General features: G+C 68.0%; 28 protein-coding genes. 13 read left to right on the top strand and 15 right to left on the bottom strand.

Features of this window, described 5'->3' with window-relative positions; translation table 11 throughout:
• Positions 1 to 426, top strand: a 426-nt coding sequence (locus AC1D1W_RS13100; RefSeq protein ID WP_476943902.1) for a pyridoxamine 5'-phosphate oxidase family protein, incomplete at its 5' end; no start/stop codon positions are given.
• 23 nt (positions 427 to 449) lie between these two features.
• Here AC1D1W_RS13100 and AC1D1W_RS13105 read toward each other — a convergent pair.
• Complete coding sequence (locus AC1D1W_RS13105) at positions 450 to 899, bottom strand: universal stress protein (protein WP_243177654.1); 450 nt, start codon at positions 897 to 899, stop codon at positions 450 to 452.
• Positions 900 to 1,200: 301 nt separating this feature from the next.
• On the opposite strand from AC1D1W_RS13105, the gene AC1D1W_RS13110 reads away from it, so the two are divergent.
• Complete coding sequence (locus AC1D1W_RS13110) at positions 1,201 to 1,932, top strand: response regulator (protein WP_476943903.1); 732 nt, start codon at positions 1,201 to 1,203, stop codon at positions 1,930 to 1,932.
• A 33-nt stretch (positions 1,933 to 1,965) separates the two neighbouring features.
• Here the strand turns inward: AC1D1W_RS13110 and AC1D1W_RS13115 are convergent, their stop codons facing one another.
• Positions 1,966 to 3,666 carry a GAF domain-containing sensor histidine kinase gene (locus tag AC1D1W_RS13115; protein WP_476943904.1) on the bottom strand — a complete coding sequence of 567 codons (1,701 nt, stop codon included), beginning with the start codon at positions 3,664 to 3,666 and terminating at the stop codon, positions 1,966 to 1,968.
• Positions 3,667 to 3,824: 158 nt separating this feature from the next.
• Between AC1D1W_RS13115 and AC1D1W_RS13120 the strand changes: the two genes are divergently transcribed.
• Complete coding sequence (locus AC1D1W_RS13120) at positions 3,825 to 4,322, top strand: pyridoxamine 5'-phosphate oxidase family protein (protein WP_028275547.1); 498 nt, start codon at positions 3,825 to 3,827, stop codon at positions 4,320 to 4,322.
• 114 nt (positions 4,323 to 4,436) lie between these two features.
• Here the strand turns inward: AC1D1W_RS13120 and AC1D1W_RS13125 are convergent, their stop codons facing one another.
• The 3 genes from AC1D1W_RS13125 to AC1D1W_RS13135 are packed head-to-tail and all read right to left on the bottom strand — an operon-like array spanning position 4,437 to position 7,802.
• On the bottom strand, positions 4,437 to 5,288 hold the full coding sequence (locus tag AC1D1W_RS13125) for a transglutaminase family protein (protein ID WP_028275546.1): 852 nt from the start codon (positions 5,286 to 5,288) through the stop codon (positions 4,437 to 4,439).
• A complete protein-coding gene (locus AC1D1W_RS13130; protein ID WP_026266338.1) occupies positions 5,285 to 6,211 on the bottom strand; it encodes an alpha-E domain-containing protein in 927 nt (308 codons plus the stop codon). The genes AC1D1W_RS13125 and AC1D1W_RS13130 overlap by 4 nt, the downstream gene beginning before the upstream one ends.
• Complete coding sequence (locus tag AC1D1W_RS13135; RefSeq protein ID WP_243177658.1) at positions 6,204 to 7,802, bottom strand: circularly permuted type 2 ATP-grasp protein; 1,599 nt, start codon at positions 7,800 to 7,802, stop codon at positions 6,204 to 6,206. Before AC1D1W_RS13135 ends, AC1D1W_RS13130 begins: the two co-directional genes overlap by 8 nt.
• Before the next feature lie 142 nt (positions 7,803 to 7,944).
• On the opposite strand from AC1D1W_RS13135, the gene AC1D1W_RS13140 reads away from it, so the two are divergent.
• Entirely contained in the window at positions 7,945 to 8,970 is a 1,026-nt protein-coding gene (locus AC1D1W_RS13140; RefSeq protein WP_476943905.1) for a YeiH family protein, read from the top strand.
• Positions 8,971 to 9,004: 34 nt separating this feature from the next.
• On the top strand, positions 9,005 to 11,647 hold the full coding sequence (pepN, locus tag AC1D1W_RS13145; protein ID WP_476943906.1) for an aminopeptidase N: 2,643 nt from the start codon (positions 9,005 to 9,007) through the stop codon (positions 11,645 to 11,647).
• Positions 11,648 to 11,722: 75 nt separating this feature from the next.
• On the opposite strand, the gene AC1D1W_RS13150 is transcribed toward pepN, so the two are convergent.
• The 5 genes from AC1D1W_RS13150 to AC1D1W_RS13170 all read right to left on the bottom strand — a co-directional run bounded on the left by AC1D1W_RS13150 (position 11,723) and on the right by AC1D1W_RS13170 (position 15,822).
• Positions 11,723 to 12,829, bottom strand: a complete 1,107-nt coding sequence (locus AC1D1W_RS13150) for a lipoate--protein ligase family protein (RefSeq protein WP_476943907.1) — start codon at positions 12,827 to 12,829, stop codon at positions 11,723 to 11,725.
• A 132-nt stretch (positions 12,830 to 12,961) separates the two neighbouring features.
• Positions 12,962 to 13,219 (bottom strand): type B 50S ribosomal protein L31, encoded by a 258-nt coding sequence (locus AC1D1W_RS13155; protein ID WP_018772953.1) that lies wholly within the window; start codon positions 13,217 to 13,219, stop codon positions 12,962 to 12,964.
• Positions 13,220 to 13,389: 170 nt separating this feature from the next.
• On the bottom strand, positions 13,390 to 14,199 hold the full coding sequence (locus tag AC1D1W_RS13160; protein WP_476943908.1) for a TrmH family RNA methyltransferase: 810 nt from the start codon (positions 14,197 to 14,199) through the stop codon (positions 13,390 to 13,392).
• A gap of 33 nt (positions 14,200 to 14,232) precedes the next feature.
• The gene (locus AC1D1W_RS13165; protein WP_476943909.1) at positions 14,233 to 15,018 is read right to left on the bottom strand and encodes a sulfite exporter TauE/SafE family protein; all 786 of its coding nucleotides are present in this window, start codon (positions 15,016 to 15,018) and stop codon (positions 14,233 to 14,235) included.
• Between the two features lie 18 nt (positions 15,019 to 15,036).
• Positions 15,037 to 15,822 (bottom strand): ABC transporter ATP-binding protein, encoded by a 786-nt coding sequence (locus AC1D1W_RS13170; protein ID WP_026266341.1) that lies wholly within the window; start codon positions 15,820 to 15,822, stop codon positions 15,037 to 15,039.
• 132 nt (positions 15,823 to 15,954) lie between these two features.
• Between AC1D1W_RS13170 and serB the strand changes: the two genes are divergently transcribed.
• A complete protein-coding gene (gene serB / locus AC1D1W_RS13175) occupies positions 15,955 to 16,962 on the top strand; it encodes a phosphoserine phosphatase SerB (RefSeq protein ID WP_243177668.1) in 1,008 nt (335 codons plus the stop codon).
• Between the two features lie 99 nt (positions 16,963 to 17,061).
• Here the strand turns inward: serB and AC1D1W_RS13180 are convergent, their stop codons facing one another.
• From AC1D1W_RS13180 to AC1D1W_RS13190, 3 genes are all read right to left on the bottom strand, one after another.
• A complete protein-coding gene (locus tag AC1D1W_RS13180) occupies positions 17,062 to 17,838 on the bottom strand; it encodes an SDR family oxidoreductase (protein ID WP_028275539.1) in 777 nt (258 codons plus the stop codon).
• Positions 17,839 to 17,986: 148 nt separating this feature from the next.
• On the bottom strand, positions 17,987 to 18,406 hold the full coding sequence (locus AC1D1W_RS13185) for an Hsp20/alpha crystallin family protein (RefSeq protein ID WP_028275538.1): 420 nt from the start codon (positions 18,404 to 18,406) through the stop codon (positions 17,987 to 17,989).
• 300 nt (positions 18,407 to 18,706) lie between these two features.
• Positions 18,707 to 19,432, bottom strand: coding sequence for a beta-ketoacyl-ACP reductase (locus AC1D1W_RS13190; protein ID WP_230008961.1), 726 nt, complete (start codon positions 19,430 to 19,432; stop codon positions 18,707 to 18,709).
• 150 nt (positions 19,433 to 19,582) lie between these two features.
• Here AC1D1W_RS13190 and AC1D1W_RS13195 point away from each other — a divergent pair, with 150 nt between their 5' ends.
• The 4 genes from AC1D1W_RS13195 to AC1D1W_RS13210 are packed head-to-tail and all read left to right on the top strand — an operon-like array spanning position 19,583 to position 21,699.
• The gene (locus AC1D1W_RS13195; protein ID WP_028275536.1) at positions 19,583 to 20,047 is read left to right on the top strand and encodes a DUF3099 domain-containing protein; all 465 of its coding nucleotides are present in this window, start codon (positions 19,583 to 19,585) and stop codon (positions 20,045 to 20,047) included.
• On the top strand, positions 20,044 to 20,337 hold the full coding sequence (locus tag AC1D1W_RS13200) for a hypothetical protein (RefSeq protein WP_476943910.1): 294 nt from the start codon (positions 20,044 to 20,046) through the stop codon (positions 20,335 to 20,337). Before AC1D1W_RS13195 ends, AC1D1W_RS13200 begins: the two co-directional genes overlap by 4 nt.
• A complete protein-coding gene (locus tag AC1D1W_RS13205; RefSeq protein WP_476943911.1) occupies positions 20,338 to 21,216 on the top strand; it encodes an SURF1 family cytochrome oxidase biogenesis protein in 879 nt (292 codons plus the stop codon).
• Between the two features lie 3 nt (positions 21,217 to 21,219).
• On the top strand, positions 21,220 to 21,699 hold the full coding sequence (locus AC1D1W_RS13210; RefSeq protein WP_230011473.1) for a YbaK/EbsC family protein: 480 nt from the start codon (positions 21,220 to 21,222) through the stop codon (positions 21,697 to 21,699).
• A gap of 25 nt (positions 21,700 to 21,724) precedes the next feature.
• Here AC1D1W_RS13210 and AC1D1W_RS13215 read toward each other — a convergent pair whose 3' ends face one another.
• The gene (locus tag AC1D1W_RS13215) at positions 21,725 to 23,323 is read right to left on the bottom strand and encodes an ABC-F family ATP-binding cassette domain-containing protein (protein ID WP_028275532.1); all 1,599 of its coding nucleotides are present in this window, start codon (positions 23,321 to 23,323) and stop codon (positions 21,725 to 21,727) included.
• A gap of 314 nt (positions 23,324 to 23,637) precedes the next feature.
• Between AC1D1W_RS13215 and AC1D1W_RS13220 the strand changes: the two genes are divergently transcribed.
• The 3 genes from AC1D1W_RS13220 to AC1D1W_RS13230 are packed head-to-tail and all read left to right on the top strand — an operon-like array spanning position 23,638 to position 25,657.
• On the top strand, positions 23,638 to 24,285 hold the full coding sequence (locus AC1D1W_RS13220; protein ID WP_476943912.1) for a biotin transporter BioY: 648 nt from the start codon (positions 23,638 to 23,640) through the stop codon (positions 24,283 to 24,285).
• On the top strand, positions 24,282 to 25,028 hold the full coding sequence (locus AC1D1W_RS13225) for an energy-coupling factor ABC transporter ATP-binding protein (protein ID WP_476943913.1): 747 nt from the start codon (positions 24,282 to 24,284) through the stop codon (positions 25,026 to 25,028). The genes AC1D1W_RS13220 and AC1D1W_RS13225 overlap by 4 nt, the downstream gene beginning before the upstream one ends.
• Complete coding sequence (locus tag AC1D1W_RS13230; protein ID WP_476943914.1) at positions 25,025 to 25,657, top strand: energy-coupling factor transporter transmembrane component T family protein; 633 nt, start codon at positions 25,025 to 25,027, stop codon at positions 25,655 to 25,657. The genes AC1D1W_RS13225 and AC1D1W_RS13230 overlap by 4 nt, the downstream gene beginning before the upstream one ends.
• An 86-nt stretch (positions 25,658 to 25,743) precedes the next feature.
• Here the strand turns inward: AC1D1W_RS13230 and AC1D1W_RS13235 are convergent.
• On the bottom strand, positions 25,744 to 26,944 hold a 1,201-nt coding region (locus AC1D1W_RS13235; protein ID WP_476943915.1), incomplete at its 5' end, for an MFS transporter.

The following is a 26,944-nucleotide window of genomic DNA, read 5'->3' on the forward strand; positions in this document are numbered from 1 at the left end:
GACCAGTGCTGGGCGCTGCTCGATACCGAAGTCGTGGGGCGCGTGGCGCTGATCGTAGACAACCATCCGGAAATCTTCCCGGTAAATTTCGTCCTCGAACGGCGGGCGATTGCCTTCCGCACCGCCGGCGGCACGAAGCTGTGGGGCGCGATCACAGGCAAGCCGGTTGCATTCGAGATCGACGGCTACGAGGCCCGCGACGAGACGGCCTGGAGCGTGATGGCGCGCGGGGAAGCCGAGGTCATCGAGAGCCAGGAGGAGAAGGACGAAATTGACTCCCTGCTCCTGGAGCCCTGGCAGCCCGGCGAGAAGGCCTACTACGTGCGTGTGGCTCCCAAAGCCCTGACCGGACGACGCTTCAAGGTCAACCGGCCCGATGTGTGGAGCACCCGGCTCTCGGATCCGCGCCGGGCCACGTTCGAATAGAATCCTCCGGCAGGATTGCGGCGTCAGCCGTGTTCTGGCGAGTGGACCACCAGCACCGGGCAATGCGCATGTGCCACACAGGCGGAACTCACCGATCCGAGCAACAGCCCACCGAATCCGCCGTGGCCGCGGCGGCCCAGCACGAGCATGTCCGCGGCTTTGCTCTCCTCGATCAGCACGCGGCGGGGGTGCCCCTGGATGAGGCGGGCCTCGACGTTGTCCGGGGTGTCCGGGCCGAAGGCCTTCGCCACCGCCTCGGCCAGGATTTCGCCGGCCCGGACATCGAAGTCGTCGATGCCGACGGCGACATAGCCGTCGTACACCGGCGGGTAGTCCCAGCACGCCAGCGCGACCACCTTGGCGGCCAGAGGCACCGCGAGGCCCTGCGCATGCCGCAGCGCGGACACCGAAGCGTCCGAGCCGTCAACACCTACCACGATCGTGCGGACGTCCCTGACTTCGTTCATTGCCATCCTTGCCTCGTACCGGCCGAGTTTCCCGCGCCAGATGGCGACGCTCCCATGATTGCCTTCGCCCGGCCAGGCGCCTAGGGCCAAAAGGCATGCACGCACCCCGGCCGGCGTGCGACCCGGAAACGCTCCGGGCAACGGGCCGGAGGCGGCCTGTTGGGCACTATGACCCTTGTCCGCGCCGCCCCGGTGCACAAGAATGGCAGAGGCTGGGGTCAGCAGATGAAAGACAGCATCTCGTTACAAGAATCAGCGTGTTACTAAGAGCATCGAGCGGCCCCGCAAGCGGCCGGACGGGAGAATCATGATTGCCTGGGCAGACGCAGGTCTCACTGCACCTGATGGCGGGCAGGCGGTGATCCGAGTCTTTATCCTTGATGACCACGAACTTGTCAGGCGCGGGCTGCAGGAGCTTCTCGAAGGCGAGGGGTTTGCCGTCGTCGGCAGTTCCGGATCCGCGGTGGAGGCGACCCGGCGGATTCCCGCACTGCATCCTGATGTCTGTGTGCTGGACGCCCGCCTGCCGGACGGGACCGGCATCGAGGTCTGCCGGGACGTGAGGTCGGTGGACCCGTCGTTGAACTGCATCATCCTGACGAGCTTCGACGACGAACAGGCCCTGCGCGGCGCCGTCCTGGCCGGGGCAAGCGGATACGTGCTGAAGGAGATCGGCGGCACGGACCTGATCGGCGCCCTGCGGCGGGCAGCAGCGGGCGAGTCCCTCTTCGAGGAAGGCGTGGCCGCCGGCGTCGTGGACAGCCTGGTGGAGGCCGAAGAGGTCGACCCGCGCACGTCCTCCCTCACGCCCCAGGAACGCAAGGTCCTGGAGCTGGTGGGCGGCGGACTGACCAACCGGCAGATTGCCGCCGAAATGTTCCTGGCGGAAAAGACCGTCAAGAACTATGTGTCGTCCCTGCTGGCCAAGCTTGGATTCGAACGCCGCACGCAGGCCGCCGTCTTCATCGCCAGCCCGGGATTTCCGGCGGCCGCCGTCGGGAGAACCGGCGAAGTAATCCGGCCCCGCAGCGTCGGGTAGGCTCCGCGGAAACCGGACCTTCGGGCGTGCTGGCTAAAGCGGCACCGACCATTCCAGGCTGGTACCGGAGTCGGGCGCGCTCGTGATGGTGCATTCGCCGTCGAGCATGCGCGCCCGGTCCTCGAGGTTGCTTAGCCCGTTGCGTTTTGAGGGTTGGGCGAATCCGGCGCCGTTGTCGCTGATCACCACCGTCACCCGGCCCCTGACGACCGCAACCGAGACCGAGATTGTATCCGCCCCAGAGTGCCGGATGGCGTTGCTGAGCCCCTCGGAAACCACGGCCACGACATTGTCGGCCTTGTCAGGTGTCACGGCATCCACGGGTCCCGTAATGGTCAGGCGCGGCGGGAACGGCATGGACTTCGACGAACTGCGCGTGACACGACGGATCCGGCCGCTCAGCAGTTCGATCTCGCCTGTGTTGCTCTTGAGCGAGTAGATGGTGTCGCGCAGACTGCGGATCGCCTCGTCGAGTTCGCCGGTGATGTTGCGGATGCGCTCCAGCGCCAGATCCTCCTTGGTGAAACGGGTCAGGCTCTGCACGCTCAGCCCGGCGGCGAACAGCCGTTGAATGACGAGGTCATGCAGGTCCCGGGCGATCCTGTCGCGGTCGGTGAAGACCAGAAGCTCCTCGCGCAGCCGGTGCACCCGGGCCAGTTCCAAGGCGAGGGCCACGTGGGAGCCGAAGACGGCCCCCATTTCGATGTCGGTCCGGGCGTAGCGCACCGACTCCTTGTCCCGTGCCAGCAGCAGGAGGCCATGGTGGGCACCCTGGGTACTCAGCGCCACTGCCAGCAGCGGGCCGGTGACTGCGCCGTCGACCTCCCCCAACACTTCGGATGCGTCGTCGAACAGCACCGGCTCGCCGCCTTCGAGGACACCTTCCAGGAGCTCTGAGTCCAGATGCAGTGACCGCCCCGAAAACGCGGTGCCACGCTCACCGGCAACGCCGATCACCACGTGGGCCACGCCATTGGCGGCGGGTGCCACCAGCAGGGCGAGTGAGGACGCTGACTCCTGGAGCGCCCGGCCGGCTATCGGGTCCAGGCCGCCCGAGGTGTAGTCGCGGTCCGTGCTCAGCATCAGCCCGGAGACGTCCATGCAGGCCTCCAGCCAGCGTGCCCGGCGGCGGGCGTCGTCGTAGAGCCGGGCATTTTCGATGGCGACGCCGGCCGCCGCCGCCAAGGCGACGGCCAGGGCCTCGTCTTCGGCGGAAAAGTCCTCCCCGCCTTCTTTTTCGGTGAGGTAGAGGTTGCCGAACACCACGTCCCGGACGCGGACCGGGACACCAAGGAAGGACTGCATGGGAGGGTGGTGCGCGGGGAATCCGTAGGCCTCGGGGTGCTTGCTCAGTTCATGCAGCCGGAGCGGCAACGGGTCCGTAATAAGGAGGCCAAGGACTCCGTGGCCGGTCGGCAGCGGACCGATTTGCCGTGCCAGATTGCCATCGATGCCCACAGTGATGAAGTGGCTTAACGCGTGGTCATCACCGATGACGCCAAGGGCGCCGAACCGGGCATGCAACAACCGGCACGCTGATTCGACCACGCGCTCCAGGACAGCATCCAGGCTCAGGTCCTCGGCCAGGGCGACGACGGCTTCCAGCAGGCCGGCCATGCGTTCCTTGGATTGAAGCAGCTCTTCCGCCCGTGCGCCGAACCCCTTCAGTAGCTCCTCAACTACGGGATTTGGCTCGGACACGGTATGGCCTGAGCCCTCACCCGTTGAATGCATGTCATTGCCCCCAGTTCGCTCCGGCCAATGTAGACGCTGACGGCCCTCTGCCAGAATAGCGCGAACGACTCAGGAAAGCCTCAGAATTCGGAGATTAACCCGGCGGCTGGGTCCATTTGCCCTAGCCGCCGTCAGCCCGGCCGCGTACGCTCGCCGGCATGAGCACTGAATCGAGCCCGGGCCGTCACGAGCCAAAGGACCAGACCCACGCTGTCGAAGACCTCGACCACCACGAATGCTGGCGGCTGTTGCGCAGCGTCTCCGTCGGCAGGCTGGCGGTCTGGGTGGACGACCACCCCGATATCTTCCCGATCAACTACAAAGTGGACCACGGCACGCTGGTGTTCCGGACCGCGGAGGGCACCAAGCTGCAGGCGGCTACCGGCGGCACGCCTGTGGCGCTGGAGGCCGACGGCATCAACGCGGACACCGGAGTCGCCTGGAGCGTCGTCATCAAGGGCCAGGCCGCGCCGGTGCAGAACCCCCAGGAAGTCATGGACACCGTGGGTCTGTTGCTGTTCCCGTGGCAGGCCGGAAAGAAGGAACATTTCGTCCGGATTACGCCGGAGACCGTCACGGGCCGGCGGTTCAAGGTGGTGCCGCCCCAGACCTGGTGGACGCCGTTGGACGACGCCACGCGCTCCGGCCTCGAATAACCCGCGTCCCCCAAAAAAACACCTCTTGCGCTTTCAGATCGGGCTGCCCTGAGGGCTTGTGAGGGCTTCAGGGCAGCCCGATCTGACAGCGCAACGCGGGGGCGCGGCGTGCGGTCAGGCGACGCGGGTGATCTCCACGCTGACGCTGAGGGCCGATCCCCCGCCGCCGGACAGGATGCCCTTGAGCGGCGGCACGTCGCGGTAGTCGCGGCCCCGGGCCACGGTGACGTGGAAGTCCCCCGCGGGTTTGTGGTTGGTCGGGTCCCAGCTGCGCCATTCGCCGTCCCACCACTCGAGCCACGCATGCGACTGGCCGGCGACCGTCTCGCCGAGCTCCGCCGTCGAACGCGGGTGAAGGTAACCGGACACGTAGCGGGCCGGGATACCGCAGCTGCGCAGTGACCCGATGGCGAGGTGTGCCAGGTCCTGGCAGACGCCCTGCCGCTGGTTCCAGGCCTGTTCGGCGTTGGTGGTGACGCCGGTGGAGCCCTTCATGTAGGTCATTTCACCGCGCATCCAGGCAAAGACCGCCATGGCGGCCTCGTGCGGCGATTTCCCCTCGACGACGCCGGGAATGATGGCGAGCACCTCGGAGCCGGGACCTGTGAGCTGGGACTGGGGAATCCAGTCGCTGAACTGGTTTAGGCGTTCCGGTGCGGCCAGGACGTCCCAGCCGACGATGTCGGCCTCGGTTGCGATCTTCTCGACCCGGTGCACCTCGACGGTGGTGGTGGACAGCACCTCGAGGTGCTCGTGCGGCATCTGCATGTCGAAGGCGGTCACCCGGGTGCCCCAGTAGTCGCGGTAGCTGCTCAGGGCCGCCTGCGAGGGGGAAACCTTCATGGAGGATTCCAGTACCACCTGCTGCGGGTCCGTCAGCGGGGTCATCCGGGCCTCGTTGTAGGACAGGGTGACGCGTTTGTTGTACTTGTAGGCCGTCTTGTGGACGATGTTCAGCCGGGTCATGAAACTTCTCCCACCCAGGCCAGTTCGTCTGCCTGATTGAAGTACTTACGGGAAATGGCGTCCGAGGCCTGCGACACGGCCTTTTGCACACGCTCCATGTGCTCCGGCAGCTCCGACATGAGGTCATCGGTGCGGTGGAACTCCAGGAAGGTGCGGGCCTGCCCGACGATCCGGCGGGCGTCGTTGATGAAGCCGACGCGCTGGGCCGAGGGGTCGAGCTTCGCCAGGCACTCGTCGGCGTCGCGCAGCGCGTAGACGATGGACCGCGGGAACAGCCGGTCCAGCAGCAGGAATTCGGCCGCGTGCTGGTCCCCGAACGCCGCCCGGCGGGTCCGCAGGAAGGATTCGTAGGCCCCGGCGCAGCGGAGCATGTTCACCCAGGACATGCCGGCCGAGAGGACATCGCGGGTGGACAGCATGCGCGCGGTCATGTCCGCACGCTCCAGCGACCGGCCCAGGACCAGGAACTGCCAGCTCTCGTCGTGGCTGACGGTGGTGTCGGCGAGGCCGCTGACCATGGCGGTGCGCTCCAGGACCCAGTTGCAGAACCGGTAGGTGCCGACCACGTCCTTGCGGTGCTGGTTGAGCCCGTAGTAGGTCGTGTTGAGGCTTTCCCAGAGCCCGGAGGAGACGGTCTCGCGGGCGCGGCGGGCGTTTTCCCGGGCGGCTCCGAGGGAACCGGCAATGGAGGTGGCACTCTGCTTGTCGTAGGCGAGGGCGTTGAGCAGTTCGGGCAGGCCGAAATCGTCACTTTGCGCGCGGGCACCCATGACGGCGAGGAGTTCCTGCGCCACGCTGCGCTGTTCCTCCATGGGCAGATGGTTGAGCCGTTCGAGGTGGACGTCGAGGATCCGGGCGGTGCCGTCGGCCCGTTCCACGTAGCGGCCGATCCAAAACAGTGACTCGGCAATACGGCTAAGCATTCGCGGTTACCTCCTGCGCGTCAGAAATCTGCTGCTGCTGTTGCTGCTCTTTCTGGCTGTCGCGCCAGTTGCTCTCCACCGGCCAGACCGAAACCCGCTCGCGGACTGCGATGGTGGGCCGCGGGATCACTTCGACGGGGACCTGCGGGGAGTCGGCCAGGACCCAGGTGTCCTTGGAACCGCCGCCCTGGCTGGAATTGACGATCAGCGAGCCCTCCTTGAGCGCCACACGGGTCAGTCCGCCGGGGAGAACCCAGACGTCCTCGCCGTCATTGACGGCGAAGGGGCGCAGGTCCACGTGCCGGGGGCCGAACTTGTCGCCGCTGAGCGTCGGCACCGTGGACAGCTGCAGGACTGGCTGGGCGATCCATCCGCGGGGGTCGGCGATGATCCGCTTGCGCAGGGCGTCGAGTTCGTCCCTGGACGCGTCCGGGCCGATCACGAGGCCCTTGCCGCCCGAGCCGTCCACCGGTTTGACCACGAGCTCGTCCAGGCGGTCCAGTACGTGTTCCCGGGCCTCCTTCTCTTCGAGCCGGAAGGTGTCCACGTTGGCGATCACGGGCTCTTCGTTGAGGTAGTACCGGATGAGGTCGGGCACGTAGCTGTAGACCAGCTTGTCATCGGCGACGCCGTTGCCCACGGCGTTGGCGATCGTGACGCCGCCGGCGCGGGCGGCGTTGACCAGGCCGGGGCAGCCGAGCATGGAATCGGCACGGAACTGCAGCGGGTCCAGGAATTCGTCGTCGATGCGTTTGTAGATGACATCCACGCGCTGCTCGCCCGCCGTGGTGCGCATGTAGACCCGGTTGCCGCGGCAGATGAGGTCGCGGCCCTCGACGAGTTCGACACCCATGAGTCCGGCGAGCAGGGTGTGCTCGAAGTAGGCGCTGTTGAACACGCCGGGGGTCAGGACCACCACGGTGGGATCGTCGACGCCGGAGGGTGCCGTCTTCCGCAGGGCGGACAGGAGCCGGCGGGGGTACTCCTCGACCGGACGGATGAGCTGCTGGCCGAAAGCCTCCGGCAGGCCCTTGGCCATGGCCCGGCGGTTCTCGAGGACGTAGCTGACGCCCGAGGGCACGCGCACGTTGTCCTCCAGGACCCGGAACGTGCCCTCGGCGTCGCGGACGACGTCGATTCCGGAAATGTGGACCCGGACGCCGCCGGCCGGCTCAAAGCCGTGCACCTGGCGGTGGAAGTGCGCGCTCGTCGTGACGAGCTGGCGCGGGATGACGCCGTCGGAGACCACGGTCATCTTGTCGTAGACGTCATTGAGGAAGGCTTCAAGGGCGCGGACGCGCTGGGCCACACCGCGTTCCAGGACGCTCCACTCATCGGCGGGGATCACGCGGGGGACGATGTCCAGGGGGAAGGGCCGTTCCTCACCCGCGAAGTCGAAGGTCACGCCGCGGTCCAGGAAGGTCCGGGCCATGGAATCGGCGCGGGCGCTGACGTCAGCCAACGAGAGTTCGCGCAAGGCCAGGGCCACCTGCCCGTAGGATCTCCGGGCCTGCTGGCCGGGGGCAAACATCTCGTCGTAGGCGCCGGTGCGGCCGGCGGCCTCGGAGTATTCCTGGAATAGGTCAGACATGGTCACTAGCCAACCACTTTTTTGTTCCGAAATCATTTCGGCGGCCCGCGGCGCGGCGCTCAGCGCTGGCCTCGCAGTCCGGGCCGCCTGCCGGGACGGCCGCGGTTACGGCTTTTCCGGCCGGGTACGGCAATGTAGGGGCGTGCCCCCCAAGAGATCCGCCACCGCCTCCGCCCTGAGAGAGGCCGCGCCAGGCCTGGCCGGCGCCGCGGCTGCCGTCGCCGTCGCCGTCGCCGCCCACCTGCTCCTTCCCGCGCTGCCGGCGATGACAATGGCCGTGCTCCTCGGGCTGCTGGCGGCCAACCTGCCGGGCGTGTCTGGCTGGACCGCCGGGCCGGCGCGGCCCGGGCTGGACTTCGCCGGCAAGCACCTCATGCGGGCCGGGATCGTGCTGCTGGGCCTGAAAGTCAGCCTCGGCGATGTCCTGGGCCTGGGCTGGGCCGCGCTGCTGCTCGTGACCGCCGTGGTGCTGGCCGCTTTCGCCGGGACGTACGGGATCAGCAGGCTCTTCCGGCTGCCGCCCCGCGTGGCGCTGCTGGTGGCCACGGGATTCGCCATCTGCGGGGCGTCAGCGATCGGGGCGATGGCCGCCGTGCGCAGAATCCGGCAGGAGGAAACCGTGCTGCCGGTGGCGCTCGTGACCTTGTGCGGCACGCTGGCGATCGGTGTGCTGCCGTTGCTCGCGCGGCCGCTGGGCCTGGGTCCGGAGATCTTCGGGGCGTGGACCGGCGCCTCCGTGCACGACGTCGGGCAGGTGGTCGCCACCGCCCAGACCGCCGGTACCGCGGCGCTGGCCGTCGCCGTCGTCGTCAAACTCACCCGGGTGATCCTGCTGGCGCCGATGGTCGCCGCCGCGGGCTTCCATCACCGGCTGGGCACCGCAGCCGACGGCGCCAAGCGCCCCCCGGTGGTCCCGCTGTTCGTCATCGGATTCGTGGCCCTGGCGGGCCTGCGCACCACCGGGTGGCTCTCCCCCGCGGCCCTGGACGCGGCCGCCACCGTCCAGGACCTGCTGCTCGGCATGGCGCTCTTCGGGCTGGGCTCCGCCGTCCGGGTGGGCCAGCTGCTGCACACCGGCGCACGCGCGCTGCTGGCCGCGCTGGCGTCCTGGCTGCTGATCGCCCTGCTCGGGCTGGCGGCCGCCTTCCTGATGTTCCCGCCGGCGTGACCGGGCACACACGCTCCCGTGATTAGATAGCGGGGTGTCAAACCAGAATCTGAGCCGCGACGAGGCCGCGGACCGCGCCGCCCTCATCACCACTCACAGCTATGATGTCTCCCTTGACGTCCGGCAGGCGGCCGACCCGAACGTTGCCGGCTACACGAGCCGCAGCATCATCTCCTTCTCGGCCAGCGAACCCGGGGCGACGACCTTCGTGGATTTCATCGCCGGCAGCGTGCTCAGCGTCTTCCTCAACGGCAAGGGACTCGCCGTCGCCGACGTCGTGGACGGTTCCCGGATCCGGCTCGAGAACCTGCAGCCGGAGAACCAGGTCACCATCACGGGAACGGCCCTGTACAGCACCTCCGGTGAGGGCATGCACCGCTTCGTCGATCCCGCCGACGGCCAGTGCTACCTCTACACGCAGTATGAACCCGCCGACGCCCGCCGGGTGTTCGCGAACTTCGAACAGCCGGACCTGAAGGCCGAGTTCACCTTCCACGTCATGGCCCCTTCCGACTGGCAGGTGTCCTCCAACGGCGCCGAGGTGCTGCGCACCCAACTGACGAGTGATCCCGCCACGAGCCGCTGGGACTTCGCGCCCACCAAGGCGATGTCCACCTACATCACCACCGTCCTCGCCGGACCGTACTTCAAGGCCGAGGACGCCTGGCGCGGCACGCTCGCCGACGGCACCGTTCTGGACGTACCGCTGGCGCTCTACTGCCGCGCCTCCATGGCCGCATCCTTCGACACCGACGCCCTGTTCCGCCTCACCAGGAACGGGCTGTCCTTCTTCAACGAACTCTTTGATTTCCCCTACCCGTGGGGCAAATACGAGCAGGCGTTCGTCCCCGAGTACAACCTCGGCGCCATGGAAAACCCGGGCCTGGTGACCTTCACCGAAAGCTACGTCTTCACCTCCCGGGCCGCCGATTCGCAGTACCAGGCCCGCGCCAACACGCTCCTGCACGAGATGGCGCACATGTGGTTCGGGGACCTCGTCACCATGAAGTGGTGGGATGATTTGTGGCTCAAGGAATCCTTCGCGGATTACATGGGCACCCTCGGCGTGGACCGGACCACGGACTGGGACACGGCCTGGGTGAACTTCGCCAACAACCGCAAGGCGTGGGCGTACGTCCAGGACCAGCTGCCCACCACCCACCCGATCGTCGCCGATATCCCGGACCTGGAAGCCGCGAAGCAGAACTTTGACGGCATCACCTACGCCAAGGGCGCTTCGGTGCTTAAGCAGCTGGTGGCCTACGTCGGGTTCGAGGCCTTCATCGCCGGGTCCCGCCAGTACTTCCGGGACCACGCCTACGGCAACACCACCCTCGCCGAACTGCTGGCCGCCCTGAGCGCGGCGTCCGGCCGCGACCTCAGCGAATGGGCCCGCCAATGGCTCCAGACCTCCGGCATCTCCACCCTGTCCAGCGAGATCACCGAATCCACCGAAGTCAGCAGCGCGCTCAGCTCCGTCACCGTCCTGCAGGATGCCGTGGATCCCACCACCGGCCGGCAGGAGCCCCGCCCGCACCGGCTGCGGATCGGCCTCTACGATTTCGACGACGCCGGCGCCCTGGTCCGCACGGACAGTGTCGAGACCGATGTGCGCGGCGCCCGGACCGACGTGACCGCGCTGGCCGGCAAACCGCGGCCTGCGCTGCTGCTGGTCAATGACGAGGACCTCAGCTACGCCAAGGTCCGGCTGGACCCGCATTCCGAGGCCACTGTCCGCGGCTCCCTGGACAAGCTGGAGGACCCCATGGCGCGGGCGCTGTGCTGGACGGCGCTGTGGGACTCGGCCCGGGATGCCGTCACACCGGCCGCACTCTATGTCGACGCCGTCGAGCGCTTCGGGCCCGCGGAGCCGGGCATCGGCGTCCTCCTCAACGTGCTGGGCAATGCCTCGACGGCGGTGGAACGCTACGTGCCCCGGGGCCAGCGCGATGCCGTGCGCCACGGCTTCCTCACAACGGCCGCCGAACAGCTGCAGACGGCAGCCCCGGGTTCCGACCAGCAATTGGCCTGGGCCCGGACCCTTGCCGCAACCAGCCGCTACGACGCCGGCCGGCTGGACCTGCTCCGGGGCATCCTGGACGGCGGCACGGTGATTGAAGGCCTCGCCGTGGACGCCGAACTGCGCTGGAATCTCTGGCATGCCCTGGCGGCCAACGGCCAGGCCTCGAAGGAGCAGCTCGACCAGGAACTCGCCCGGGACAACACGGCAGCAGGCAAGTCCGGGCACGCCACGGCCCTCGCCGCGCGCCCCGACCCAGCCGTCAAGGCGGCCGCCTGGGATGCCGCCGTCCACGGCACCGGCCTGTCCAACCAGCTCCTCGGAGCCACGATTGCCGGGTTCAACACCGGCGCGGCCTCCCTGCTGGCCGGGTTCATCGACCCGTACTTCGAATCCCTCGAGGACGTCTGGGCGGACCGGAGCATCGAGATCGCCAGCCGGATTGTCCGCGGCTTCTACCCCGCGGCACAAGACCTGGACGGCGGAACGGCCGAAACCCACGCCGTGATCGTCCGCACCGACCAGTGGCTGGCCGCCCACCCTGATGCGCCGCGTGCCCTGCGCCGGATCATCATCGAACAGCGCAGCCAGCTGCACCGTTCCCTCAGGGCGCAGGCTCTGACGGCACCGGCCCAGGCACCATCGACCGCTCCGTAACGGCCCTTTTGACGGCCGAAAACGGCAGCTATAGAGCAATCGATGGGATAGACCGGGCCGCTATGGAACTGGCCGTTAGGGGACCCGGTGCAGCCACTCCGCGGTGCCAAACTTGGTCTCCACGCGGCGGCGGGCGGCCTCCAGCTCGGCGTCGGTGAGGACGGACGGGGTCGCGCCGTAGCGTTCGGCGAAGACGTCCATCATCGCTGCAACGATTTCGGCGCGGGCCAGGCCGGTCTGGCGGCGGAGCGGATCCACGCGCTTCTTGGCGCTCCTGGTGCCCTTGTCGGACAGTTTCTCCTTGCCGATCCGCAGCACCTCCACCATCTTGTCGGCGTCGATGTCGTAGCTCATGGTGACATGGTGCAGCATGCCGCCGTTGGCGAGCCGCTTCTGCGCGGCGCCGCCGATCTTGCCGTGCTCGGTGGCGATGTCATTGAGCGGCACGTAGAAGGCGCTGATGCCGACCTTTTGCAGGGCCGCCATCACCCAGGCGTCGAGGAAGCGGTAGGAGTCCGCAAAGCTGATCCCGTCCACGAGGGTCTGCGGGAGGTACAGCGAGTAGGTGATGCAGTTCCCGGCCTCCATGAACATCGCTCCCCCGCCGCTGATCCGCCGGACCACGCTGATGCCGTGCCGGGCCACGCCCTCGGGGTGGAGTTCGTTGCGGACGGACTGGAAGCTGCCGATCACCACGGAGGGCTCCTCCCAGTCCCAGAACCGCAGGGTGGGATTGCGCCGCCCGGCGCCGACTTCCTCGGTGAGGACCTCATCCAGGGCGACGTTGACGTGGGTGGGGAGGACGGACGGGGCGATGATGTTCCAGTGGTGGTCCGCCCAGCCGGTGGCCTTCGCCAGGGCGCGGCGGACGGTGACGGCGACGGCGTCGGCAGAAAAACCGAACAGCACGGTGCCTTCGGGCAGCGCCTCCGTCACGGCGTCCGCGATGTCCGCGGCGCTCGTCTCGACGGGCAACCCGGTGAGCGCCCGGTTGATCTCCGGCAGCGCCTCGTCGGGTTCGAGGAAGAAGTCCCCGCTCAGCGAGACGTGGGCCAGGACGCCGTTGACGACGTCGAAGTCGGCGACCACGAGCTTGCCGCCCGGGACCTTGTACTCACCGTGGTGACGGCCGCCGCCGTCGTCGTCGGGGCTGGGAGCGGTGGCCGCAGGATGGGATGTCATGACCTCCATCCTGCCGCATGCGCCCGGGAACCCGGGAACCCGGGTCACCCGGTCAGCCGGAACGGCAGCAGAGACGCAGAAAGCCCGCACCGTTGCCGGTGCGGGCTTTCCATAAGACCTTGGGGAAGAAAGTTACTTCTTGCCGCCGAAGCCCTTGAAGCGAGCGTTGAAGCGCTCGACGCGGCCTGCGGAGTCCATGATGCGCTGCTTGCCCGTGTAGAACGGGTGGGACTCAGAGGAGATTTCGACGTCGATGACCGGGTAGGTGTTGCCGTCTTCCCACTCGATGGTCTTCGAAGAAGACACGGTGGACTTGGTCAGGAACTTGACGCCGGAAGCCAGGTCGTTGAAAACAACAGCTTCGTACTTCGGGTGAGTATTAGACTTCATAATTGGACCTTTGTTCGCACAACTGGATTTTGCCAGTTGCCAGGTATGAATGGGATGGCCGGCGGAAAGCACCGGACGGCCAGCTATCAATGATAGCGGATCCCCGGACCGCTGACGAACAGCATTGGCGCACGTCAGCGCGGCGCGGCCGCCGCACGATGCAGGGCGCCTCAGTCCTTCGGGCGGAGCTCCCAGAACGCCACCGCCGACGCCGCGGCGACGTTGAGCGAATCGACGCCCGGGCGCATCGGGATTCTCACGGCGAGGTCGACGGCGGCCAGGGTTCCTTCGCTCATGCCCGCGCCTTCCGTCCCAAGCACCAGGGCCAGCCGCTCCGGGCGGCGCGCCGCGAGCACGTCGAGGTCCACCGCGTCCTCCGTGAGCTCCATGGCCGCCACGGTGAAGCCTTGCTCCTGCAGCGCGGCCAAGCCTTCCGCCCAGTCCTCCAGCCGGGCCCACGGCACCTGGAACACGGTGCCCATGCTAACCCGCACGCTGCGGCGGTAGAGCGGATCCCCGCAGCGCGGCGAGACCAGGACGGCGTCCACGCCCAGGGCCGCGGCCGAGCGGAAAATGGCCCCGACGTTCGTGTGGTCCACGATGTCCTCCAGCACCGCAACCCGGCGGGCTCCGGCGAGCAGGTCCGCCAGCGGCACCGGGGCGGGCCGGTGCATGGCGGCCATGGCGCCGCGGTGCAGGTGGAAGCCGGTGATTTGCTCCAGCAGAGCCGCGGGGCCGATGTAGGCCGGCACCTCCGGGTACTGCTCGAAGACATCGGCGAGGTCCCCGGCCCACTTCTCGGCCAGGAAGAAGGACCGCGGCCGGTGCCCTGCGGCCAGGGCCCGGCGCAGGACGCGGGAGGACTCGGCGATGTACAGCCCCTCCGCGGGTTCCCGGATTTTGCGCAGGTGCACGTCCGTGAGCTGCGTGTAGTCCGCAACCCGCGGGTCGTCGGCGGATTCAAGAAAGTGAAAGGTCACGGGCAGGTCATTCCTGGGAGGCTGTTGGAAGGGCTATTTGAACAGGTTGGCGATCATGAACCCCAGCGCCACCAGGCCCAGGGTGAAGATGACCCCGCGCAGGACCGCCGGGGAGAGCCGGCGCCCCACCCTGGAGCCAATCACGCCGCCGATCAGGGAGCTCACGGCGATCAGCCCGACCACACCCCAGTCGATCCGGTCGAAGGCGAACAGGAGGTAGGAGGCGGCGGCCACCACGTTCACGCCCAGGACCAGGAAGTTCTTCATCGCGTTGGCGTTCTGGATGGTCCCGGTCATGAACACGCCAAGGATGCCGACTAACAGGATGCCCTGGGCCGCCACGAAGTAGCCGCCGTAGACGCCGGCGAGATACACCAGCACCACGAGCAGCACACTGTGGCGGCGGTCCCGGATCGCGTGCTCGGGGTTCTCCTCGCGGTTCCTCACCCACCGCTGCAACCGCGGCTGGAAGACCACCATCAGCAGGGCCAGCACGATCAGGACGGGGGCGGCGTAGTAGAAGACTTTCTCGGGCAGGTGCAACAGCAGATAGGCGCCGGTGACGGCACCCAGCAGCGAGGCCGGCAGAAGCCGGAGCAGCTGCTTGCCGCGGCCCTCGAGTTCTTTCCGGTAGCCCCAGGCGCCGGTGGCGTTGCCGGCCACGAGCCCCATGGCGTTGCTGATGGAGGCCGTGACGGGGGCGTAGCCCAAGGCGATCAGCACCGGGAACGTGACCAGGGTGCCGGATCCGACGACGCTGTTGATGGTGCCCGCCCACAGGCCGGCGAAGAATATGAGGGCACTATTGAGGAGCTCCACGCGCGGTCAGCGGCCCCGTCAGCGGCTGGCGGTCGCGGTGTACCGGCCCGCGTTGACGCTGACGTCCAACGGCAGGCCGAACGTTTCACTCAGGTTTTCCGCCGTGAGGACCTCCGGCAACGGGCCGGAAGCCACGACGCCGCCGTCGCGCATGAGCATCGCATGCGTGAAGCCCGGCGGCACTTCTTCGAGGTGGTGGGTGACCAGGACGATCGCCGGGGCGGCGTCGTCGCGGGCGAGTTCGCTCAGGCGCTGGACCAGGTCCTCGCGGCCGCCGAGGTCGAGCCCCGCGGCCGGCTCGTCCAGGAGCAGGAGCTCGGGATCGGTCATGAGGGCGCGGGCAATCTGGACGCGCTTGCGCTCCCCCTCGGAAAGCGAGGCGAAGGGGCGGTTGAGCAGTGGGCCCATCCCCCACTCGTTCAGCAGCCCGAAGGCGCGCCGCTCGTCGTCCTTCTCGTAGCCCTCGCGCCAGCGGCCGGTCACGCCGTACGCGGCGGTGACCACCACGTTGAGGACCTTCTCGTGCTCGGGGATCTGGCTGGCCAGCGCAGCGGAGGACAGCCCGATCCGGGGGCGGAGCTCGAAGACGTCGACGGCGCCGAGGACTTCCTCGAGGATGCCGGCCATTCCGGAGGTCGGGTGGATGCGGGCCGCGGCCAGCTGGAGGAGTGTGGTCTTACCGGCACCGTTGGGGCCCAGGATCACCCAGCGTTCGCCCTCTTTGACCTGCCAGTCGACCTTGTCCAGGAGCGTCTTCGCCCCACGTACAACACTGACCCCGGCCATTTCAAGAACATCACTCATAGGAGTAGACACTAGGACAAAAAAGCGGGCGACTGATAACCGGCGCCGCGCCCTGCCGTGGAGCGTCACGCGGCGCCTGCCCGGGCGCAACGAATTCGGGCCGCCCGCGGCCCGCTCGCTAGGATTGAGGCCATGAGTTCGAACGTGACCGCAGTGAGCTACGGCCTGAAACTGTCCCTTCCCGACATCCAGCGGCTGCGTTCGCTCCTGACGGCCGCCGGGCTGGGCGTCGGGGCGGAAACCCGGACCGGCGACGCCCGCTTCGAGGTGTACGCCGTCGACTGCGCCCTGGACAGCGTGCAGGGCGCCTCGCTGGACGCCTCCCGGGGCGCCTCCCAGGCCGGCGGAGCGGACAGCCGCCAAGACGCCGGACGGGACGGACGGACTGCCGACGCCGCCACAGCCGCCGCGGTTGCGGAAGCCCGTCTGGACAGTGCGCGCCGTGCGCTGGCGGCCGCCGGCATCGAGGGCGTCGACACGGCGCTGGTTCCGGCAACACTGCGCAGCGCGCCCCGGAAGTTCCTCATCATGGACGTGGACTCCACCCTCATCCAGCAGGAAGTGATCGAGCTCCTGGCCGCCTACGCCGGCAAACGCGAGGAAGTAACGGCGGTGACCGAGGCGGCCATGCGCGGCGAGCTGGACTTCGCCCAGAGCCTGCACGCCCGGGTGGCGGTCCTCGCGGGGCTGCCCGCGGACGTCGTCGAGTCTGTCCGCGCCGAGGTCAGGCTGACCGAGGGCGCCGCCGAGCTGGTGGCGGCGTTCCAGGCCGCCGGCCATGCCGTGGCGGTCGTGTCCGGCGGCTTCAACCAGATCCTCCGGCCGATCGCCGAAGACCTGGGGCTGCACTACTGGATCGCGAACGAACTCGAAATCGTCGACAGCGCCTTGACCGGCAAGGTGCTCGGCGACGTGATCGACCGGGCGGCCAAGGAGAAGTACCTGCGCGAATGGGCTGCGGCCGAGGGCATCCCGATGGAACACACGATCGCCGTGGGCGACGGCGCGAACGACCTCGACATGCTGGGCGCCGCCGGGATCGGCATCGCCTTCAACGCGAAGCCGGCCGTCCGCGCTGCCGCGGACGCCGCCGTCAACCTTCCCTATCTCGACGCCGTGCGGTACATCGCCGGAGTCTGATGCATTAACCGGGAAGGCACGTCCCGGCAATGTTTAGTCAAAACATTCCCGGGACGTGCCTTCTAGACGCGCCATCCCGGCGCGCGTGGCGGGCTGCGCCTAGCTGGAGCTCTTATCCGCTGCCTGGTCTGCGGTCTTACCGAAATAATCCGCACCGCCGACGTATTCCGTGTGGCCGGTTTCGACGTCGGCCGAGGCCATCTTGGCGACCTCCGCGGCAAACTCCTTGACCGAGTACAGCTTGCCGGCTTCTGCGCGGCGTGCCTCGATGGCGCCGGGGTTGGACCGGTCAAGCAGGGTGGCCGTGACGGTGCCCTCGATCATGTCGCCGGAGACGACCACTAGCGTGATCCCCTTCTCGGCCAGGTTCGGGACCAGTGCCCGGAGTGCGTCCTCGCCGGCGCGCTTGCTGCGGGCCACGGGCTCGTACTCGGGCATGGTGGGCACCGTGTCGATGAAGTGGGCCTGGTGGCTGGTCACGAAGACCACGCGCGAGCCGTGGGGCATGAGCGCAACGGCGGCGTTGAGCATGTTCACCTGGGCGTCGCGGTTCAGCTTCAGCGCGTAGCCCTCTTCCATGCCGGTCTCCATGCCGCCGGAGGCGTTGAGGACCAGGAGGTCGAGCGAGCCGAAGTTCTCCATCGCGGCGCTGGCGAGGGCCTGGACGCCTTCCTGGGTGGTGAGGTCTGCCCCGATGGCCGCGGCACGGCCGCCGTCGGCTTCGATCTCGGCGACAACCTTGTTGGCGCGCGGCGCCTTCTGGCGGTAGTTGACGACGACGGCCGCACCCTCGGCGGCGAGGATTTTGGCCACTTCGGCGCCGATTCCGCGCGACGAACCGGTCACGATCGCAGTCTTGTTCTCCAGCAGTCCCATACGAGCTCCTTTGTTCCAAACGTCCAAATACTGTGGGTCTGCAATCCATCATGCCAGCGGACCGCGCCATTACAGTTGTTCAGCATCCACAAAGAAGCCCCGGCGGCGTAGTTCCGTCGTCACGTGGCTTGGACGTGCCGGGACTGGGTCAGCCGCGGTCGATCCGGATTTTCGTCGTCGCTTCACCGGTCACAACCTTGGGCGCCGGTGCGCGGACTTCCAGGACGCCGTCCTTGTACGTGGCGGTGATGTCTTCTTCCCTCACCCCCGCGGGCAGCGCAATGCTCCGGGCGGCACGGCCGTAGCGGAACTCCGAGCGGTAACCGTCCTTGCTCTTGTGCTCGGACGACTCCCGCCGCTCCACCGCAATATTCAGCACACCCTCGCCGACCGAGACGTCGACGTCCCGGTCCGGGTCGATCCCCGGCGCTTCCGCCCGCACCACCAGGGTGGTGCCCTCCTGGAACTGTTCGATCTTGATCCCTGGCGCTATGGACAGATCACCGTCAAGGAAGCGGCGGACCGGTTCCAGCATGTCCGAGGGCGTCCATTTGCTGAGATCACTCATGATTTCCTCCTGAGTCCACGCCCCTGCCGCGGCATGGTCAGGGGCTGTGAGCCCATTACACTCTCCAGGAGCCCCGGAGCCAAGGGCAAAAAGGCCCGGCGCGGAACCCGGCACGGTTCCCGGCACGGAACCCGGCACGGAAAACTGTGCGTCTCCAGAGGCCCGGTCCGGGTTGCAACAGACAGCGGACACAGAACAAGCGCACGCAGAACAAACCGACACAGCACAGCGGACGACGGCGGAATCCGCCGTCGTCCGCTGTGCTCCGCAGGTGTCCTGCGTCGTCCTGCCGCGTAGGGGCTAGTGGCCCATTCCGAGGCCGCCGTCGACCGGAATGACCGCACCGGAAATGTAGGACGCCTCGTCGCTGGCGATCCAGCGCACGACGTTGGCGACTTCGGAGGCCTCGGCGAAGCGGCCGGCGGGGACCTTGGTCAGGTAGTCCTTCTGCGTGGCCTCGGGCAGCTCGGCCGTCATGTCGGTGTTGATGAAGCCGGGCGCGACCACATTCGCGGTGATCCCGCGTGCGCCGAGTTCGCGGGTGAGCGACCGGGCGATGCCCACCAGGCCTGCCTTGGAGGCAGAGTAGTTGATCTGGCCCGGCGCGCCATAGAGGCCGGAGACGGAGGAAATCAGCACCACGCGGCCCTTGCGCGCCCGGATCATGCCCTTGGATGCCCGCTTGATCACCCGGAAGGCGCCCGTGAGGTTCGTGTCGATCACCGAGGTGAAGTCGTCTTCGCTCATCCGCATCAGGAGCGTGTCCTTGGTGATGCCGGCATTGGCCACAAGGACTTCCACCGGGCCGTGGGCGGCTTCGACTTCCGCGAACGCGGCGTCCACCGACGCTTCGTCCGTGACGTCCGCCTTGACGCCGAGGATGCCCTCGGGCAGGGACGATTCGCTGCGGAAGGTAACGGCCACCTTGTCGCCGTTGGCCAGGAAGGACTCGGCGATGGCCAGGCCGATCCCGCGGTTTCCGCCGGTGATCAGAACGCTGCGGCCAGTGGTGGATGTGTCAGTCATATGGGGCTCCGGGATTCTGCGGCAGGGAGGGCCGCGCTGGGGGCTGGAATTTTCCTGCCTCCGATCTTAGCGCCCGGTGCGCTTCCGTTTGGGCGGCTCCGCCGATGGTGAGAGAATCGAAGTAAGCCTTGGGAGCGTGATCTGACAGCCGTGACACTCAAAAACCGACCCGGTGCGCATGTGCCCGGGAGGCCGGACTCCGAGTCCGGCGGTACCGAGGTGCACAGCATCACCGACGCCGCTGCTGCGCACTCGGACGAGATGCACCAGCGGATGGTGAAGTATGCCATCGCCATGGGCATCCGCATGGTCTGCCTGATCCTGATTTTTGTCGTGGATGGCTGGTTCAAACTCCTTCCGATTGCCGGCGCCGTCTTCCTGCCCTGGGTGGCGGTGGTGATCGCCAACGGCAGCGACAAGGCGGAAATCCACAGTGACTCGCTCCTGGACTATGCTCCGCTCGCAGAGYTGGACGCACCGGACACCGCGGGCCCCGCCGGGCAGGATCCAAACGGGCAGGATCTGAGCGACGGCGCAGACGGTTCAGGGACGCTGCTGCAGGGGGAGCTGATCGAAGATGAGAACGACGACGACCACGGACGGGCAGCTTCATGAATCTCTTTGACCTGGCCGGGACCGGTGGGGACACGGCCGCGGCCCCGGGCACCGTCTGCTCGCGGAAAGCCTGCCGCGCGGCGGCGGAATGGCAGCTGCTGTGGAACAATCCCAAGATCCACACCCCGGAGCGGCGCAAGATCTGGCTGGCGTGCGGGGAGCACCGCGCCTGGCTTGAGGACTACCTCCAGACGCGCGGACTATGGAAAGAGACTGTGGTCCTCGGCGCAGGGTCCGTCCCCCTCCCGGCAGTGACCGCCCCTCTCGACCCGTCAGGCAGGATCGGCTGAATGTACCGCTTTCTCTTCTCCAGTAAATGGCTGGGGTACTTGTTGCTGGCCGTGATCTTTGCTGCCGGCTGCGTCGGGCTGGGCCGGTGGCAGATGGACCGCCGCGCCGAGACCCTGGCCGAAATCAACCGGGTGGTCTCCAACTACTCGGCCACCCCCGTGCCGTTCGCCGATGTCCGGGACCAGTTCAGCCGGCTGAATCCGGAGCGGGAGTGGACCCAGGTGGAACTGAAGGGCAGCTACGACGCCGCCGGACAGCGCATCGTCCGCAACCGCCCGCTCAACGGCCAGCCCGGCTACGAGGTGGTGGTTCCCTTCAAGCTCCAGTCCGGCGAAACCGTGGTGATCGACCGTGGCTGGCTGCCCATCGGCAACAACACCCCGGGACGGCCCGACTCAGTGCCTGCCCCGCCGCAGGGGCCGGTGACGGTGGTTGCCCGCCTCAAGCCGGCCGAGCCCGAGCTGCAGCGCGGCGCCCCTGACGGACAGCTGGCCTCGATCGACCTCTCCGCCTATTCCGCGCAGCTGGGCTATCCGCTGCTGACGGGCGCCTACGGACAGCTGGCCTCCGAGTCGCCGTCGGTGCAGGACATGCCGTTCCCGTTCCCCAAGCCGACCACTGATGAAGGCACCCACCTGTCCTACTCTCTGCAGTGGTTCGCGTTCGGCGTGCTGATGTTCGTCGGGTTCGGCTACGCGGCCAGGCAGCAGGCCCGCAACGCCGCGATCGACGCGGAGGACGCCGAAGCCGAGGCCGCCGAGGGCGTGTTCCTGCACTCCAGCGGCCCGGTGGCCCGCCGTCGTCCTGCCCCGCGGAAGCGCAAGAACGCGACGGCGGAAGAAGAGGAAGACGCCATCCTCGACGCCCAGGGGTTCTGAGCGATGAGCCCTGACGCTTTTCCCGGCCCGGTGGCCAACGTCAAGCGTGCCCTCACCGCCCTGGGCGCCCAGGACACCGTGACGGTGTTCGATGCGAAGGTGCCGACGGCGGCAGCGGCCGCCGCCGCGCTGGGCTGCGATGTCGCGGCGATCACCAACAGCCTGGTGTTCGAGCTCGAGGGCACCCCGCTGCTCATCCTGGCAAGCGGCGCGGCCAAGGTGGACGTCCGCAAGGTCGCGGACCGGCTGGGCACGGGCAAGATCCGCCGCGCTTCCCCCGAGTTCGTCCTGGCCCACACCGGCCAGGAGGTCGGCGGCGTCGCCCCGGTAGGCCACCCGGAGAAGATCCGGACCCTGCTGGATGAGTCGTTGTCGGCCCACCGCGTGCTCTGGGCGGGGGCAGGGGACCACAACTCGATGTTCTCCATCAGCTACGCGGACCTGCACCGGATCACGGGCGCGGAAGAGATGCCGGTCCGCTGACCCGGCTGTGGGTCGGTTGGGTGGCTTACGCCAGCGTGATGAGGTCCAGGTAGTCTTCGTTCCAGTGGTCCTCGATGCCGTCGGGAAGCAGGACGACACGCTCCGGGTTGAGCGCCTCGACGGCGCCCTCATCGTGGCTCACGAGGACGACGGCGCCGGTGTAGTTGCTCAGGGCCCCGAGGATTTCGGCGCGGCTGGCGGGGTCCAGGTTGTTGGTGGGCTCGTCGAGGAGCAGCACGTTCGCGCTCGAGGCCACGATGGTGGCCAGCGCCAGCCGGGTCTTCTCGCCGCCGGAGAGCACACCGGCGGGCTTGTCGACGTCGTCGCCGGAGAACAGGAACGAGCCCAGGATGTTGCGGACTTCCGCGTCGTTCATGTCCGGGGCGGAGGAGCGCATGTTCTGCAGGACGCTGCGGTCCACGTCGAGCGTCTCGTGCTCCTGCGCGTAGTAGCCCACCTTCAGGCCGTGGCCCGCAACGACTTCGCCGGTGTCCGGCTTGTCGACGCCGGCCAGCATCCGCAACAGCGTGGTTTTGCCCGCGCCGTTGAGGCCCAGGATGACCACCTTGGACCCGCGGTCAATGGCAAGGTCGACATCGGTGAAGATCTCCAGCGAGCCGTAGGACTTGCTGAGGCCGTCCGCGGTGAGCGGGGTCTTGCCGCAGGGCGACGGGTCCGGGAAGCGCAGGGCTGCCACCTTGTCGTGCGCGCGCACTGCCTCGAGGCCGCCGAGAAGGCGCTCGGCACGCTTGGCCATATTCTGGGCGGCGACGGCCTTGGTGGCCTTGGCGCGCATCTTGTTGGCCTGGTCGATGAGGACCTGGGCCTTCTTCTCCGCGTTGGCCCGCTCACGCTTGCGGGCGCGCTCGTCCGTTTCGCGCTGGTTGAGGTAGCGCTTCCAGTCCATGTTGTAGAAGTCGATCTGGGCGCGGTTGGGATCGAGGAGGAAGACCTTGTTGACGGTCGCTTCGAGCAGTTCGGTGTCGTGGCTGATGACAATCAGCCCGCCCTGGTGGTTCTTGAGGAACTCACGGAGCCAGGAGATGGAATCGGCGTCGAGGTGGTTGGTGGGCTCATCGAGGAGCATGGTTTCGGCGTCCGAGTAGAGGATGCGCGCAAGCTCCACGCGGCGCCGCTGTCCACCGGACAGGGTCTTGAGCGGCTGGTTCAGCAGCCGGTCCGGCAGGGCGAGGTTCGAGCAGATCGCTGCCGCCTCGGCTTCGGCGGCATAGCCGCCGGCAGCCAGGAATTCGGATTCCAGCCGGTCATAGCGGTTCATCGCCTTGCGCTGGACCGCGGGGTCCTCGCTGGCCATCTCTTCGTGCGCCAGGCGGAGCTTGCCCACGGCAATGTCCAGGCCGCGGACGGACAGGATCCGGTCCCGCGCGAGCTGCTCCATGTCCGGGGTGCGCGGATCCTGCGGCAGGTAGCCGATTTCGCCGGTGCGGGTTACCTTGCCGGCGGCGGGCAGGCCCTCGCCCGCGAGCACCCGGGTCAGCGTTGTCTTGCCTGCACCGTTACGGCCGACCAGACCGATCTTGTCTCCCTTGTCGATCCGGAAGCTCACCTGGTCCATGAGGAGGCGGGCGCCGGCGCGCAGTTCGAGATCCTGGACGGTAATCAATGCAGCTAAGGCCTTTCACAACAGGGAATGCCGCGGCACGACGGGTGGAGTCTGGGCGGGGCCGGGGCAGGGCGATGCGAGAGCACGGCCTCCACAAGTCTACCGGCACTGCCCCGGCTCCATGACATGGGTACCTATGGCAGTGCCGGCCGCCGTCGCCATGCTGGTCCCGCCTGCTGGCGGTGTTCGTTGGCGGCGTCCTCCAGCTTCCGGGCCGCCGGTTAGTGGGGCGCCTACAAAATACAGCCCCCGCCGCGACCGTACAGTCGATATCACAATCCATATTTCCGCCGCAGCACCCCGACAGGAACATCATGACGCAAACCCACCGTCCCGCCGCAGCCAGGACCCCGCGCCGCCGGGACCGCTGGAATGCCACCGACCTTGGCCTCATCGCCGTCTTCGCCGCCCTTGTGGCCGCTTCTGCCCTGATCGCCGCCATCCCCGTCGGCGGGCTCGGCGTGCCCATCACGCTGCAGACCCTTGCCGTCATGCTCACGGGGCTGGCGCTCGGCCCGGGCCGGGCCTTCGCCGCCGTCGGCCTCTACCTGCTTCTGGGCTTCGCGGGCCTGCCGATCTTCAGCGGCGGCCGCAGCGGCCTGGGCGTGCTCGCCGGCCCCTCCGCCGGCTACATCATCGGATTCCTCCTGGCCGCCACGGCCGTCGGCTGGCTGACCGTCGTCGTGCTCAAGCGGACCGCCAACCGCACCGGCAAGCTGCGCGCCATCCTCCTGTTCGCCGCCGCCATGGTGAGCAGCATCATCTTCATCCACGGCCTGGGCATCCTGGGCATGATGGTCAACGCCAAGCTGGACTTCTCCAAAGCCGTCCTGGCCGATCTCGCGTTCTACCCGGGCGACATCATCAAGAACGTCCTGGCCGTCAGCATCGCCTTGGCCCTGCACAAGGCCTTCCCGGACCTGCTGCTGCGCCGTGTCCGGACGGTGGACACCCGCCCGTGAGCATCATCGTCCTGGACCGGGTTTCGGTGCGGGTGCCGGTTGATGGCCGCCCCGCCCCCAAGACGCTGCTCCAGGACCTTTCGCTCGACCTGACGGAACGGCGGATCGGGGTTATCGGGGCCAACGGCTCGGGCAAGTCCACCCTCCTGAGGCTCCTGAACGGGCTCGTGGCACCCAGCGACGGCACCGTGCGGGTCGCCGGTGCCGATACGGTCCGGGCCGTCCGTGAGGTCCGCCGCCGCGTGGGCTTTGTCTTCACCGATCCGCTCTCCCAGCTCGTCATGCCCACCGGGCGCGAGGATGTCGAACTGTCCCTGCGCCGCTCCATCCGTAACGCCCCTGAGCGCCGGGCCCATGCGGAGTCGGTGCTGGAACGGTTCGGCCTCCTCCCGCTGGCGGACCAGAGCATCTACGAGCTCTCCGGCGGCGAACGCCAGCTCCTGGCGCTGGCCGCGGTCCTGGCCGTTAATCCGGAGGTGCTGGTCCTGGACGAGCCGTCCACGCTGCTGGACCTGCGCAACCGCGAACTCCTGCGGCGCACGCTCGCCGGGCTCCGCCAACAGGTGATCCTGTCCACACACGACCTCGAGCTGGCCCTGGACATGGACCGCGTCCTGGTGGTGGATGCCGGGAAGGTGGTGTTCGACGGCGAGCCGGCGGCCGCCGTCGCCCGTTACCGTGCCCTGAGCGCGGCGGCCCTGGAGCACGCCGTGCCGGAGCAGCCGTGGCGGGAGCAGGCGTGAGCGGCCACGGCTTCCTGCTGGCGGCGTATGTGCCGGGCTCGTCCCTGGTCCACCGCGCGCCGCTGTGGCTGAAGTTCCTGCTGGTCGTGGGGTGCGGGATGACGTCGTTCCTGATCGCCGACTGGGCCGTGTCCGCCGCCATGCTGGTGCTGCTCTGCGGACTGTTCCTGCTCAGCGGGGCCGGCTCGGCCCGGCTGTTCCGCGCGGTGCGTCCGGTCCTTCCGGTGCTCGTGGCGATCGGGCTTTTCCAGTGGTGGCAGCTGGGCGCACCGACCGCCGCCCGGATCGTCCTAAACGTCCTGGTCTGCGTCGTCGCGGCGTCAATCTTGACCGCCACCACTCCTGTGCAGGCACTCCTGGACGGCGTGGCGTCGCTTGCGCGGCCGTTCCGGCGCTTCGGTGCGGACCCGGAACGCTTCGCCCTGACCATCGCCATCATGCTCCGCAGCATCCCGTTCGTTGCCGGGGCCTACACGGACGTGCGCGACTCGGCCCGGGCGCGCGGACTCGAACGAAACCCGCGGGCTTTGGTGTTGCCCGTCTTCATCAGCACGGTGGCCTTTGCCCGGCAGACCGGCGAAGCCCTCGCCGCCCGTGGGCTGGGCGAGCCGGAGGACCCGGAGGATTAGCCCCGGATGGCCGGGCCGGGGCCCCTGTTCAGCTGGTTGGTGGACATGCCCTCCCCTGGCAGTCCGCAGGCCGGCAATTGGCCGCTTCAGACGCCCCCGATTTGGCGGGCGGCCTCGCGGCGCCTTGTCCTCCCGTACCCTGGGCGCTTCCTGACGGACACAGTCCGCAGTTGTTCCCGCAGCGTCAAAGTGCTGCTCCGGCTGACGACGATCACCGAGCACAAGCCGGTGAGCAGCACGATGGAGCCGCCTGCGGCCACCGACCAGCGCGCGCCGAATTCAGTGCCGATCCACCCCATCAGGGGCGCCCCGACGGCGGTCCCGCCCTGCAGGACCGCCAGATACAGCGCCAGCACACGCCCCCGGAACTGCGGTTCCACCGAGAGCTGGATACTCGTATTGCAGCTGTTCAGGAAGGTCATTGATGCAAGGCCAACCGGAACCAGGACGGCTGCGTAGAGCCAAAACGAAGGGGTCACGCTGCCCACGAGCGTGAAAAACCCCAGGCCAAGGGCGCCGCCGAGCAGGAAGCGCAGCCGGGGCCGGGACCTGCGGGCTGCCAGCAACGCGCCAGCCAAAGTCCCCACAGCCATGATGGAGCCCAAGAGCCCGAACTCCCCCGGCCCCATCCCGAATTCAGCGGTGGACATCAGTGCGTTGGTGATGGCGAAATTCATGCCGAATGCTCCCAGGATCCCGACCATGACAAGTATGAGCACCAGATCCGGGCGCCGCCATACGTACCCCAAGCCCTCCGCGACCGGATGCTTGCCATTGCCTGCCGGCACCGCCGCGAACAACCCGGACGGACGTATGCGCCATAGGGAGACGATGACCGCGGCGAAGCTGGCTGCGTTGAGCAGGAAAACGGGTCCCGTGCCCACCCAGGCAATGAGCACACCGGCAATGGCGGGTCCAGTGAGCCGGGCGGTGTTGAACGAGGCGGAGTTGAGCGCCACGGCATTTGAAATGTTGTTCTGCCCCACAAGTTCGGAGACGAAGGCCTGGCGCGCAGGTCCGTCTATTGCGCTGGCCACCCCAAGGCAGAGGGCCGCCACATATACCTGCCACAACTGCGCCGAACCGGTCAGGACCAGGAGCCCGACCAGCAGTCCGCACAGGCCCATGGCCGTCTGCGTCCACTTGAGGATCACGAGTTTGCGGTACCTGTCCGCAAGCACGCCCGCGTACGGGCCAAGGAGCAGCATCGGAAGGAACTGCAGTCCCGTTGTGATGCCGACGGCGGTACCGGAATGGTCGGTCAATACTGTCAGTACCAGCCAGTCC

The organism is Arthrobacter sp. P1_B4, from assembly GCF_056406555.1.